Origin of the sequence: Streptococcus suis (assembly GCF_016775005.1) — a bacterium.
Taxonomy (GTDB): Bacteria; Bacillota; Bacilli; order Lactobacillales; family Streptococcaceae; genus Streptococcus; species Streptococcus suivaginalis.
Map to the genome: position 1 here is coordinate 107,271 of NZ_JAEUXI010000002.1, position 13,606 is coordinate 120,876.

Here is a 13,606-nt window from a genome sequence, read left to right on the forward strand (position 1 = left end):
TTTACATTTTTGGTTAAAGTTTTTATCAACTATATATTAACATAGTTTGTTTGCGCTTTCAAGCAAGATTTACACAAACAAAAAAGCCCTTTCGGACTTTTTAATCGATTTTTCGAGGCAATCTATCGGATAGCATACAAGTGATTTCATAGTTAATCGTTCCCAGATAGTCTGCCCAATCCTGAACAGAGATGGTCGCTTCTTGGTCCTGACCAATCAAGGTCACTCGTGTTCCTAATGGATAGACCCGTGGGAGTTTAATGGTAATTTGATCCATTGAGACACGCCCCACAATCGGGCAAATCTGTCCATCTACCAAGACATGAAAACCTTGCAGCGAACGGCGCAATCCATCCGCATAACCGATTGGAACAGTGGCGATAATCTCTTCTGCCTGACTGGTGTAGGTGTGACCATAGCCAACCGTTGCACCAGCTTCAAGGCGTTTAACATGGACAATTTCAGAATAGAGACTGAGTGCTGGACGAATGGAGAAGGGCAATTCCAAGGCCCGTCCACTTGGGTTCAAACCATAGAGAACATCTCCTAGACGGACCATATTGAAGAGCGCTTGGTCCTGCCAGAGACTTGCTGCAGAATTGCTAGCATGTACAAGAGCTGGCAAGGTTTCCAGCTGGTCCAAAAATTCTTGGAAGCGAGCCAATTGATCATGGAACCGTCGGTCATCTTGCTCGTCTGCACTCGCAAAATGGGTATAGATTCCTTCAAAATACGCACCAGCTTGGTCCAAAATCTCCAAAGCCTCCAACATTTCTGCAGGTTGTCTAAAGCCCAATCGCCCCATACCAGAATCAATCTTGATGTGAACAGCCACTTGGTCAAAGCTCACCTGCCCAGCAAGGGCCAACTGCAACCACTCCAAGCTGGTCACGGTAATGGAGATGCTTAACTGCCCAGCTTGCTCTACCTGATCAATCGGAATGACTCCCAGCACCAAAATACGGGACTCAATTCCTGCCTGTCTCAGCTCCAAGGCTTCATCAAATGTGGCAACGCAAAATCCATTTACCTGACTAGCCAGTTGCTTGGCAACCGCTAAGGCGCCATGCCCGTAAGCATCTGCTTTGACAACCGCAAAAACCTGTTGACGAACTGGCAAGTGAGCCTTCATTTGCTCTAGATTATAGGAAATATTTTCTAAATCGATTTGGGCCCAACTGGGCCTACTACTGCTTGCTTTCATGGTTTTCCTCCAAAATGACACTAGCTTGGGCAAAATTTCCAGAATGACTGATGGAAACCCACACTTTCCCCTCAAATGGTGAGCGGCTGACATAAGGTGCCCCTAGTCGGTCTGACAAAATCTCAATGTCCAGAAAGCCCAGTGTTCCAATTCCAGTTCCCATGGCCTTGGAAAATGCCTCCTTAGCAGCCCATCGCCCAGCTAAATAAGCCAGCCGCCGCTTTGTCGGCAATTCCCTGTACCGAACCATCTCCTCTTCTGTCAGAATCCGCTGGGGAAATCTGGGGTGCTTGTCCACCGCTGCCTGAACAGCTGAAATCTCCTGCAAATCAATGCCATATCCAATAATCATCTTGCTTCCAAAAAAGGTCTGGAATGGTATCCAAGACCTCTTTTTATCCTTTGTTTCTTATTTGCGACCGTGACAGTTTTTAAACTTCTTACCAGACTGGCAAGGACATGGGTCATTACGATGAACACCCTCAAATGCCACTTCTGCCACATGAGCAGGCTGGTCTGGAATAATGTTCTTAACAGCTGTCGTATGCGCTTCTTGAGCTGCACGTTCACGTTCAATGTTGTCGTGAATTTGCGCTTTCATCATCAAGCGTGTCACATCAAACTCAATAGCACCAATCATGTCATTAAACATAGTGAAAGCTTCTGATTGGTACTCCACAATCGGGTTGTTTTGTGCATAACCACGCAAGCTAACTGCATTTCGCAATTGATCCATAGAATCAATGTGATCCGTCCACTTGTTATCTACCACACGCAAGATCAAGACTTTTTGGAATTCTTGAATGCGCTCTGCATCCTTCAACTTGTCAACCTGACTTTGGTAAACCTCCATCGAACGGTTGTAGAGTTCCTCAACAATTTCCTCTTCTGAAAGATTCTCCAAGTCCTCGATGTGGATAGAATACTCATCCACCAGGTTCATCTGTGCAAATTTCAAGATGCCTTCGATAGCTTCTTCGTGCTCAGATTGGTGGTGGGCAGCAACTTGACGCTCGATGGTCCGCTTGATCATACTCTTGATTTCCGGTGCAAGGTCACGATCTGCTGTGATGACATCATAACGTTGGCTGTAGATAATCTCACGTTGCTCACGCATGACATCATCGTATTGAAGAACTTGCTTACGGGAATCGTAGTTATTTCCTTCAACACGCTTCTGAGCCGCTTCAACTTGGCGTGTCAACATACCTGATTTGATTACTGACTCTTCTTCTGTCAGGTTCATTCGATCCATAAAGGCCTTAATGCGTTCTGAACCAAAGCGTTTCATCAAGTCATCTTCCAAAGAAAGGTAGAATTGAGACTCACCTGGGTCACCTTGACGACCAGAACGACCACGAAGCTGGTTATCAATACGACGGCTCTCATGGCGCTCTGTACCGATGACGCAAAGACCACCAAGCTCACGAACACCAGGGCCCAACTTGATATCTGTACCACGCCCTGCCATGTTGGTAGCGATCGTCACAGCACCACGTTGACCTGCATTCATGATGATCTGCGCTTCACGGTAGTGGTTTTTCGCATTCAACACTTCATGAGGAATGCCTGCCGCTACCAAACGTTGTGAAAGGTAGTCAGAAGTTTCAACCGCAACGGTACCAACCAGAACTGGCTGGCCTTTTTCATAACGCGCTTTAACATCTGCCACAACGGCATTGAACTTGTATTCCAAACTTGGATACAACAAGTCTTCATGGTCAATACGAGCAATCGGACGGTTGGTTGGAATTGGAACAATGCGAATGTTATAGATTTCACGGAATTCTTCTTCTTCCGTCTTACCAGTACCAGTCATACCAGAGAGCTTTTTATACATCCGGAAGAGGTTTTGGTAGGTGATCGAAGCACTTGTCTTGGATTCGTTTTGAACTGGGACTCCTTCCTTGGCTTCAATGGCCTGGTGAAGACCATCCGAGTAACGACGTCCTTCCATGGTACGACCTGTAAACGGATCGATAATCATGACTTCTTGTTCGTCATTGACCAGGTAATCCACATCATAGGTCATAATGTAGTTGGCACGAAGGGCATTATCCAAGAAGTGGGTAATTGCTACGTTTTCAATATCATACAAGTTGTCTAACTTGAAGAACTTCTCTGCCTTGTCAATTCCTGAATCCGCCAAACCAATTGTCTTAGATGGCACATCGATGATATAGTCATCCTGATCTAGTGATTTGACCAATTTGTCTGCCAAGAAGTAGAGTTGGTTAGTTTCTGAACCTTGCGGACCTGATACAATCAATGGCGTCCGTGCTTCGTCAATCAAGATAGAGTCAACCTCATCGACCAAGGCATAGTTCAAAGGACGCTGTACCATCTCTTCTGCACGAACCACCATGTTATCACGGAGATAGTCGAAACCAATCTCAGCATTGGTTGAATAGGTGATATCGCAATTATAGGCTTCACGTTTTTCAAACGGTGATTTGGCTGCCAAGTTAATACCGACAGACAAGCCCAACCAAGAGTACAATTCACCCATCTCTGTAGCGTCACGTGTTGACAGGTATTCATTGACCGTTACAACGTGAACCCCTTTTCCAGATAAGGCATTGAGGTATACAGGCATAGTCGCAGTCAGGGTTTTACCTTCACCCGTACGCATCTCTGGCACATCCCCGTTGTGGAGGACAATACCACCCATGACCTGTACCTTATAAGGGTACAAGCCCAAAACTCGTCTTGCAGCTTCACGGACTACCGCAAAGGCTTCAAAGAGCAAATCATCTAAGGACTCGCCATCCATGTGACGCTTTTTAAACTCGACGGTCTTTGCCTTGAGCTCCTCGTCAGAGAGGGCTTCCATCTGTTCTGCATAAGAAAAGACTTTATCAGCCATTTTCTCCAGTTTTCGTAATTCGCCCTTCTCATTTTCGATGAGGGAGCGAAGCATATTTCTTACCATAAATTTTATACCTACTTTTGTTTCAGTTCAATTAATAATTGTATCATAATTATAGCTTGATTTCAAGGTTTTGATCAGACCAATCCAGAATCAATATATCCAATATTTTTAAGGATGGCTAGCTATCAAATGCAATTGCCCATCAAATTTCCAGGATGCTACAGTACTTGGCAAAATGAAATGCTGCCCTTTTTGCAATGGATAGGTTTGCTCCCCCACGGTCACCTGTCCTTGCCCATCAAGTACACTCACCAAGTAATAATCCGCTACTTTTTTCATCTCTACAGGACCCGTTACTTCCCATTGGTAAACCGTAAAGAAGGGATTGCTGACAAAGGTCGTTGTTGCCAAATTGCCGATGAATTGTCGGTCTGGATGACTATTAGCTGGCTGGCCAATCGTCGTCACATCAATCGATTGCTGAATATGCAGTTCACGCAGATTGCCTTGATCATCCCGACGATCGAAATCATAAACACGATAGGTTGTGTCGCTAGATTGTTGGGTTTCTAAAATCAAAATTCCCTTGCCAATCGCATGCATGGTACCGCTTGGAACGAAGAAAAAGTCCCCTGCCTTCACTGGCACTCGAGTCAGCAAGTCTTCCCAATTGCCAGCTTGGATTTGTGCTGCCAAGTCTTCTTTGGACTGGGCTTGGTGGCCATAGATAATCTCCGCACCCTCATCGGCTGCAATCACATACCAACATTCTGTTTTTCCTAATTCTCCTTCATGAGCTAGACCGTAAGTATCATCTGGATGCACCTGTACACTCAGCCAATCATTGGCATCTAAAATCTTGGTCAACAAAGGAAAAACTGGACTTTCGCTATTTCCAAACAATTCTCTATGTTGGGCATAGAGTTGATCCAAGCCCCAACCAGCAAAAGCTCCGTTAACAACGGTAGATACTCCATTGGGATGGGCTGAAATTGCCCAGCACTCTCCAGTCGTTTCACTGGGAATTACATAGTCAAATTCTTCCCGAAGGCGTGTCCCTCCCCAAATTTTTTCCTGCATAACCGGATGTAAAAATAATGGTTCCATGATTACTACCTCATTCATTCTATGTTCCCATCATACCAAATTTTACATGAAAATTCCAAGCAAAGATGAAAACTGTTCAACTGCATGTAAAAACAGCCCCAAAGGGCTGTTCCTTACTTCGCAATCTTTTTGGCCAAGGCAAAGTTACCAAGTGTAGCAGAGCCATTTTCAGCAACAGCTGGCGTTACAATGTAGTCTTTGACATCTGGCGTTGGCAGGTAATCATTCATGAGACCAACAAATTTCTCACGAACGCGGTTGAGCATGTGTTCTTGCGCCATGACACCACCACCAAATACAATAACTTGTGGACGGTAGAGCAGGGTCGCCTGAACAGCCGCTTGAGCGATGTAGTAGGCTTGAACATCCCAGACATCTGAGTTGAGTTCAATCAACTCACCACGAATACCGGTACGACCTTCAAGAGAAGGACCAGCTGCCAAACCTTCCAAACATCCATTGTGGAATGGACAGGTTCCGTTGAACTCATGCTTGACATCATAAGGATGTAGGGCAACATAGGTATGCCCCGCTTCCGTATGGCCCAGTCCACCGATGAATTCACCGTTTTGAATAGCACCAGCTCCGATACCTGTACCGATTGTGTAGTAAACCAAGCTTTTAACACCCTTGCGAACCAAGGTCTCGCCATAAGCAGAAGAATTCACATCCGTAGTGAAATAAAAAGGTACATTAAATTCCTTAGCAATCAAACCGAGCAAGTCGATGTTGGACCAATGTGGTTTTGGTGTTGAAGTAATGTAGCCATAAGTCTGTGAGTTTTGGTCAATATCAATCGGACCAAAGGAACCGATGGCAATACCTGCTAGGCGATCTTCATAGCGTTTGAAAAATTCAACTGTACGCTCAATAGTTTCATAAGGTGTCGTTGTGGGAAACTGTGTTTTTTCAACGATTTGAAAATCCTCATCTCCAATCGCACAAACAAATTTTGTTCCACCAGCTTCCAAGCTACCGTATAATTTCGTCATGTTTGTTTCTCCAATGTTTTATCTTATCTATTATACCATAGATAGAAACAGAAGAAAAAGGCTAGCGCCTTTTTCTTGGTATTTTCCTAAGTAGTAACTTGACTTTCAAAAAGATGAAGGGAGGTGCTTGGCGGGTCGATTTTGATCGAGTTGACCAAGCAGGTTATGAAAGCTCTGCTATTCTTAGAATTATTTAGCGACTTTAAGGAAATCAGCTCCGTGAGCAATTGTTCCTGAAGCCAAGGCATCAACTGCTGTAAAGTCAGCTGTGTTGGTAACGATGACCATTGTTGTGTCATCCAATCCAGCTGCAGCAATTTTACCTGCATCAAATTTAGCAATTGGTGTACCTGCGGCAACCTTGTCACCTGCAGCAACCAATTTTTCAAATCCTTCACCGTTCATTGAAACCGTATCAATACCAATGTGGATCAAGATTTCAGCACCTGAAGCTGTTTTCAAACCATAGGCATGGCCTGTTTCAAATGCGATTGTTACCTCTGCATCTGCTGGTGCGTAAACAACACCCTCAGTCGGCTTAACCGCCAAACCTTTACCCATAGCTCCTGATGAAAAAACTGGGTCATTAACATTTTCAAGGGCAACAACGTCACCTGAAAGTGGAGATACAAGAGTTTCTTCAGCTACAAGTCCTGTCTCTGCTTCTTCAAGCGTTTTTGCTGTTTCTTGTGCTGAAGCGCTAGGCTTTTTTACATCTTTCTCCTCGTCTTCATAACCGAAGAAGTAAGTCAAAGCGAAACCTGCTGCGAATGACACAGCTACCATGAGCAAGTATTGTGGCAATTGACCGTCAACATAAAGAAGTGTACCTGGGATGATGGTGATACCAAAACCAGTACCTGCAAGACCAAGAAGAGATGCTACTGCACCACCAAGGGCACCAGCTGCCAATGACAAGAAGAATGGCTTACGGAATCGCAAGTTGACACCGAAGATAGCTGGCTCAGTAATACCGAGGAAGGCTGCAAGAGCTGCCGGGAAAGCAAGAGCTTTCAATTTGGCGTTCTTAGTTTTCACACCAACCGCTACAGTTGCCGCACCTTGTGCTGTCATCGCTGCAGTGATGATCGCGTTGAATGGGTTAGCACCAGTATTTGCTACCAATTGTGACTCAAGCAAGTTGAAGATATGGTGAACACCTGATACCACGATGATTTGGTGAACACCACCGATAAGGAGACCACCAAGACCAAATGGCAAGCTCAAGATTGCTTGTGTTGCCAACAAGATGTAGTTTTCAACTACGTGGAAGACTGGACCAATCACGAAGAGACCGAGGATAGACATTACCAAGAGGGTAATGAATGGAGTTACCAAGAGATCAAGTACTTCTGGAACAACCTTACGGACTGCTTTTTCGAATTGAGCACCAACGATACCGATGATGAAGGCTGGCAATACTGAACCTTGCAAACCAACAACTGGAATGAAACCAAAGAAGATTTGTGGTGTCACATCGCCACCTGAAGCAACTGCCCAAGCGTTTGGCAATGAGCCAGAAATCAACATCATACCAAGAACAAGACCGATTGTTTGGTTACCACCGAATACACGGAAAGTTGACCATACAACCAAGGCTGGCAAGATGATGAAGGCTGTATCTGTTAAGATTTGAGTATAAGTGATGAAGTCAGCGTTCCATTCTGTAACACCAAGAGCTCCCATGATTGCTTCTTGTGTCAAAAGACCACGAAGACCCATGAAAAGACCAGTTGCTACGATAGCAGGAATGATTGGAACGAATACGTCACCGAAGGTACGGATCGCACGTTGGAAAGCATTACCTTGTGCAGCTGCTTCTGCTTTTTGCTCACCAGTTGTTGCTGTTGGCAAACCAAGGGCAACTACTTCATCATAGATTTTGTTAACTGTACCAGTACCAAAGATGATTTGGTATTGACCTGAGTTGAAGAAGGCACCTTGTACTTTTTCGATGTCTTCTACAGTCTCCTTATCAATTTTTCCTTCATCAACAACCATGACACGAAGGCGAGTCGCACAGTGGGCAACACTGCGAACGTTCTCACGTCCGCCAAGGGCGTCAATGACTTTTTTTGCAATTTCAGTATTGTTCATCTTGCAAAAATCTCCTTATAAATATTTTTTGTTTTTTTGAAAGTGTTTTCAAACTTTCTATGGTCCTATTATAACACTTTTGATGAATATGTCAAACGTTTATCACATTTTTTTATTATTTCTCTTAAAAAACTAGTAAAAACTTGATTTTTTGAAAGAAAACGTTTACTATATTAAATGAACTATTAGAAGATTTGGAGTAAACACATGGCTTTTACAACCGAAGAGCGCTACCGAGCTTATGCTGACTGGTCGCCAGAATACATCGAAAAAATCAAGAAAAACACAGAAAGCTCCCCTTGGAGAACCAACTTCCACATCGAAACACCGCACGGTCTTTTAAACGACCCAAATGGTTTTTCCTATTTTAATGGAAAATGGACCTTGTTCTATCAGTACTTCCCATTTGGTGCTGCCCACGGCTTGAAATCTTGGGTTCATACTGAATCAACTGACTTGGTGCACTTTGAAGAAACAGGTACAGTCATGTATCCCGATACGGTACTCGATAGCCACGGTGCCTACTCTGGCTCTGCCATGGAGTTTGGCGACAAGCTCTTCCTCTTCTATACTGGAAATGTCCGTGATGAAAACTGGGTTCGTCACCCTTACCAAATTGGTGCCCTAATGGACAAGGACGGTAAGATTGAAAAGATTGACAAAGTCTTAATTGACCAACCTGAGGACACAACCGATCACTTCCGCGATCCACAAATCTTTAACTACAAGGGGCAGTATTATGCCATTGTTGGTGGACAGAATCTAGATAAAAAAGGTATTGTCAAACTCTATAAAGCCGAAAACAACGACTACCTCAACTGGACCTTGATCGGCGATTTGGATTTTGCCAACGATATGACAGCCTACATGATGGAATGCCCAAATATTGCTTTCGTCGGCGACCAACCTATCCTTCTCTACTGCCCACAAGGGTTGAACAAAGAAGTCTTGGACTACGGCAACATCTATCCAAATATGTACAAGATTGGCCAGAGCTTTGACCCTGAAAATGCGACTATTGTTGAGCCGGGTGAGTTGATCAATCTGGACTATGGTTTTGAGTGCTATGCAACCCAAGCTTTCAACGCTCCAGATGGTCGTACCTTATCAGTCAGTTGGTTGGCCCTTCCTGACGTAGAATACCCAACCGACGCGTTCGATTACCAAGGTTGCTTGTCCTTGGTCAAAGAGCTGACAATTAAGGACGGCAAACTCTACCAGTACCCTGTCGAAGCCATCACTAGCCTTCGCACAGAAGCTCAGCCATTTTCAAACCAAGAAACAACCACTAACGTTTACGAACTAGACTTAACCATTCCTGCCAACAGCAAGACTGAGCTAGTCCTCTTTGCTAACAAGGAAAACAAAGGGCTAACTTTGACCCTAGATACTGAAAATGGTATAATAACCGTGGACCGCAAGGACTGCGGACAAGCCTTCGCTCTGGATTTTGGAACTAGCCGTTCCTGCTCTATCGACAAGGCTGAAACAAGTGCATCTATCTTCATCGACAAGTCTGTCTTTGAAATTTTCATCAACAAAGGAGAAAAAGTGTTCTCTGGACGGGTCTTCCCAGATGCTGATCAGACTGGCATTGCCATCACAGCCGGAAATCCTACTGGAACCTATTACCACTTAGACTATGGTCGCAAAACTAACTGATGTTGCCCAGCTAGCAGGAGTCAGCCCGACAACGGTTTCTCGTGTTATCAACAAAAAGGGCTACCTTTCTGAAAAAACTGTCAAAAAAGTCCAAGAAGCTATGAAAGAATTGGGGTACAAACCCAACAACCTAGCTCGGAGTTTACAAGGCAAGTCGGCAAAATTGGTCGGCTTGATTTTTCCAAATATCAGCAATGTCTTCTACGCAGAATTAATCAGCCACCTAGAAAGCGAACTCTTCAACCGCGGCTATAAAACCATTATCTGCAACAGCCAGCACGAGTCCGAAAAGGAAAGAGAGTACTTGGAGATGCTGGCTGCCAATCAGGTCGATGGCATTATCTCTGGCAGTCACAATCTTGGCATCAAGGACTATGATCGGGTTTCTGCCCCGATTATTTCCTTTGACCGCAACCTGTCTCCTTCTATCCCAGTCGTTTCATCCGACAACAGAGGAGGGGGCGTCTTGGCTGCCCAAATGCTACAAAAAGCTGGCTGCAATCGACCAATTATGATCACAGGAAACGACGATTCCAATTCCCCGACGGGTTTGCGACAGGTCGGATTCTCCTCCGTCTTTCCATCTGCAACAGTTCATCATATCTCAAGTGATTTTTCTCCGATTCGAAAGGAAATGGAAATCAAATCCATCCTCCAATCCGACCGACCAGACGGGGTCTTCGTCTCTGGGGACCTCACAGCTATGCTGGTCTGGAACATCGCCCAACAGCTGGGACTCTCCATCCCACAAGATTTAAAATTGATTGGCTACGATGGAACATTTTTCGTTGAAACCCATTACCCCCAATTGACGACTATCCGACAACCGCTCAAGGAAATCGCTGGTTTATTAGTCGATCTCCTGATTCAAAAAATCGATGGGAAAGAACTCAAACAGTCGGATTATTCGCTTCCGATTAGTTTCTTGGCAGGCAAGAGCCTGTAAGTTCTTATTCTAAGCCACCAAGGTTAGTAATCCTACTAGCCTTGGTTTTTCATTTTTGGCAGACAAAAAGACTTGGCACATAAACCAAGTCTTATTCTTTTTCGTTACCCATCTGAAGTTAGGCTTCTTCTTTGATAAAGGGACTGAGGACACCGTTGACAAATTTTGCAGATGCTTGATCCGAAAATTGCTTAGCGAATTCAACTGCTTCATTGACTGCAACCTTGGCTGGCGTTTCTTCGAAATACAAGATTTCAAACAAGCCCAAACGTAAGATGCTTTTATCAATCAAGGTCAAACGATCCAAGGTCCAACCTGCTTTCAAGCGAGTGGATAATTCCTTGTCTAACTCCTCCTGATGGCTAGCAACACCTGTTACCAAATTGAGCAAGAAGAGAGGAATTTCGACCCCTTCTGTCTCTTCTTCCTTGTCATAAACGTAAGAAAATTGAGCCGCCTGAACAGGGTCCTGCCCAAATTCCACCGAAACAATGGCCTGCAAGGCACACTGGCGTAAGTAATGTCTTGAATTATTCTTCATCCAAAAAATCCTCTCCAAACAAGTCTTTCAAGGCTGGCTTGGGAGTCTTGTCGGGAACAATCCCATCAACGTGAATATTAACCGCTGCCACTGTTACTTCTGCATAGTTACGGATAGCTGTTTTGACTGCACGTTGAATATCCATTGAAACAGCTGGAACATTTACTCCATATTCAAGATAAACGTAAATATCTGCTGTCAAGATACCCTCATCATCTGATTGCAGATAAACACCTCTGTTTAAGGCTGATTTTGAGAGGCTATCTGCCACGCGTTTGTTATGCAGAGAGTGAACCCCTTCCACCTTAGCCGCAGCGATTCCTGTAATAACTTCTAGCACGCGCGGTGCAATAATGATTTCGCCTTGATGTTCTTTTGTCATGGGCTCTCCTTTCTAGTCGCTATTAAGCACGAGAAACGTAAGTTCCTTCTGCTGTGTTAATCACCAATTTTTGACCTGCTTCGATAAAGTCTGGTACGTTAACAACCAAACCAGTCTCCATTGTAGCCGGCTTACCTGAACCTGTTACAGTCGCACCTTTGATAGATGGTTGTGTTTCTGCAACGACCAATTCAACAGTTGTTGGTACAGTAACACCAATCACCTCTGTTCCATAGAACTGGATTTTCACATCTGAGTTTTCCAAGATGTAGAGCAATTCTTCTTTGATAGTTGCAACTGGAATTTCATACTGGTCGTAAGTCTCAGTATTCATGAAATAAGCAGTGTCATCCATTTGGTAAAGGTATTGGGCTGGAACAGTTTCGATGATAGCTTGTTCAAATTTCTCATCTGGACGGTAAGTTGTATCAAAAGTTGAACCTGTACGCACATCACGCAATTTCATACGCATAATCGTATTACCCTTACCTGGTTTGTGGTGGCTTGCATCCAAAACCTTAATCAATTTTCCTTCGGCTTCGAAGGTCATACCTGCTCTAAGTTTACTAGCTTCAATCATTGTAATGACTACCTCTTAAAATTTTATTTATTCGTTTTATTTTACCACAAACTAACAGATTTCTCAAATGACAATCAACTCTTTTGGCGCCAATGTCAAAACCTTACAGCCCGTTTCCGTAATCAACAAGTCATCTTCGATACGCACACCGTATTTGCCTTCAAGATAAATACCCGGCTCATCGGTCAGGACGATGCCCGCCTGAATCGTATCCGTTGCTGTTCGGCTAAAGTAAGGATACTCATGGACATCCAAGCCCATGCCATGCCCGATACCGTGGGTAAAGTAAGGGCCAAAGCCAGCCTGCTCGATGACGCGACGTGGTACCCCGTCAAACTCCTTATATTCCATTCCCGCTTTGGCAGTCGCAATCAAGGCCTTGTTGGCCGCTAGAACAGTTTCGTAAATCTCCCGCTCCTCATCGCTCACCGACCCAACATAAATCGTCCGCGTCATATCGCTGACATAATGGTCATACAAACAGCCAAAGTCCAGCGTCAAAGCCTCACCTGCCTCAATCACTTTATTTGAAGCACGTCCGTGAGGCATAGCAGAGCGGTAACCCGATGCAGCAATGGTATCAAAAGACACCCCTTCTGCCCCCATTTCTCGCATACGAAAATCCAAGAAATTAGCCACCTCAATCTCTGTTTTACCCGGTTTGATAAAGTCCAAGGCATCGATAAAAGCCTGGTCTGAAATCTGACAAGCACGCTGAATGGTGGCAATCTCCGCCGCATCCTTGATCATCCGCAGGTCCGCAATCAGATTGGTCGTCGGTCTGAGAGCAATTCCTGCAAAGACAGCCTCCATGGATTTGAAATAGGCTACTGAAATCTCATCCTCAAAGGCCACTTCCTTGATGCCCATATCCTTAACCAGGCCAGCTGCCGCTCCCAAATCATCCCGATTGGAAATGACTTCAAAGTCTTTGACAACAGATTGGGCGTAGGTGATATAACGGTCATCTGTAATCAAGACCTGGCGGTTAGGTGTGATGAGCATCACTCCTGCCGACCCCCAGAAACCTGTCAAATAATAGACATTTTTTAAATTGGTCACATAGAGAGCCTCTATCGACTGCTCTGCCATTTTCCCACGAAGTTTTTCAAGTCGCTTTTGCATAACCCACCTCCAAAGATTTTGTACTTATTATAGCATTATAGCAGAAATGCGGACAAATACCAATTCTTTCCAGCAACACAATAAAAAGCCGCAAGAGC

At 44.5% G+C, this 13,606-nt stretch carries 12 protein-coding genes; 2 read left to right on the forward strand and 10 right to left on the reverse strand.

The genetic code is table 11. The features are described from left to right. Nucleotides 1-100: 100 nt before the first annotated feature. The 6 genes from alr to JNG37_RS02725 all read right to left on the reverse strand — a co-directional run bounded on the left by alr (nt 101) and on the right by JNG37_RS02725 (nt 8,272). Nucleotides 101-1,204, reverse strand: coding sequence for an alanine racemase (gene alr, locus JNG37_RS02700; protein ID WP_158455741.1), 1,104 nt, complete (start codon nt 1,202-1,204; stop codon nt 101-103). Beyond that, complete coding sequence (gene acpS / locus JNG37_RS02705) at nt 1,188-1,556, reverse strand: holo-ACP synthase (RefSeq protein WP_158455743.1); 369 nt, start codon at nt 1,554-1,556, stop codon at nt 1,188-1,190. Before acpS ends, alr begins: the two co-directional genes overlap by 17 nt. A gap of 57 nt (nt 1,557-1,613) precedes the next feature. Continuing rightward, nucleotides 1,614-4,136: a preprotein translocase subunit SecA gene (gene secA / locus JNG37_RS02710; RefSeq protein ID WP_158455745.1), complete on the reverse strand. Its 2,523-nt coding sequence runs from the start codon at nt 4,134-4,136 to the stop codon at nt 1,614-1,616. Nucleotides 4,137-4,244: 108 nt separating this feature from the next. Continuing rightward, nucleotides 4,245-5,186, reverse strand: coding sequence for a mannose-6-phosphate isomerase, class I (gene manA, locus JNG37_RS02715; RefSeq protein ID WP_158456084.1), 942 nt, complete (start codon nt 5,184-5,186; stop codon nt 4,245-4,247). Nucleotides 5,187-5,296: 110 nt separating this feature from the next. Further along, the gene (gene scrK, locus JNG37_RS02720; RefSeq protein ID WP_158455747.1) at nt 5,297-6,175 is read right to left on the reverse strand and encodes a fructokinase ScrK; all 879 of its coding nucleotides are present in this window, start codon (nt 6,173-6,175) and stop codon (nt 5,297-5,299) included. A gap of 189 nt (nt 6,176-6,364) precedes the next feature. Continuing rightward, entirely contained in the window at nt 6,365-8,272 is a 1,908-nt protein-coding gene (locus JNG37_RS02725) for a sucrose-specific PTS transporter subunit IIBC (protein WP_158455749.1), read from the reverse strand. Nucleotides 8,273-8,479: 207 nt separating this feature from the next. On the opposite strand from JNG37_RS02725, the gene JNG37_RS02730 reads away from it, so the two are divergent. After that, complete coding sequence (locus JNG37_RS02730; RefSeq protein ID WP_158455751.1) at nt 8,480-9,934, forward strand: sucrose-6-phosphate hydrolase; 1,455 nt, start codon at nt 8,480-8,482, stop codon at nt 9,932-9,934. Then, nucleotides 9,915-10,880: a LacI family DNA-binding transcriptional regulator gene (locus JNG37_RS02735; protein ID WP_158455753.1), complete on the forward strand. Its 966-nt coding sequence runs from the start codon at nt 9,915-9,917 to the stop codon at nt 10,878-10,880. Before JNG37_RS02730 ends, JNG37_RS02735 begins: the two co-directional genes overlap by 20 nt. 118 nt (nt 10,881-10,998) lie before the next feature. Here the strand turns inward: JNG37_RS02735 and nusB are convergent, their stop codons facing one another. The 4 genes from nusB to JNG37_RS02755 all read right to left on the reverse strand — a co-directional run bounded on the left by nusB (nt 10,999) and on the right by JNG37_RS02755 (nt 13,508). Then, complete coding sequence (gene nusB / locus JNG37_RS02740; RefSeq protein ID WP_158455755.1) at nt 10,999-11,421, reverse strand: transcription antitermination factor NusB; 423 nt, start codon at nt 11,419-11,421, stop codon at nt 10,999-11,001. Continuing rightward, on the reverse strand, nt 11,411-11,803 hold the full coding sequence (locus tag JNG37_RS02745; protein WP_158455757.1) for an Asp23/Gls24 family envelope stress response protein: 393 nt from the start codon (nt 11,801-11,803) through the stop codon (nt 11,411-11,413). Before JNG37_RS02745 ends, nusB begins: the two co-directional genes overlap by 11 nt. Nucleotides 11,804-11,825: 22 nt before the next feature. Beyond that, nucleotides 11,826-12,383 carry an elongation factor P gene (gene efp, locus JNG37_RS02750; RefSeq protein WP_002942436.1) on the reverse strand — a complete coding sequence of 186 codons (558 nt, stop codon included), beginning with the start codon at nt 12,381-12,383 and terminating at the stop codon, nt 11,826-11,828. Nucleotides 12,384-12,446: 63 nt separating this feature from the next. Beyond that, nucleotides 12,447-13,508: a M24 family metallopeptidase gene (locus tag JNG37_RS02755; RefSeq protein ID WP_158455759.1), complete on the reverse strand. Its 1,062-nt coding sequence runs from the start codon at nt 13,506-13,508 to the stop codon at nt 12,447-12,449. Nucleotides 13,509-13,606: the final 98 nt, after the last annotated feature.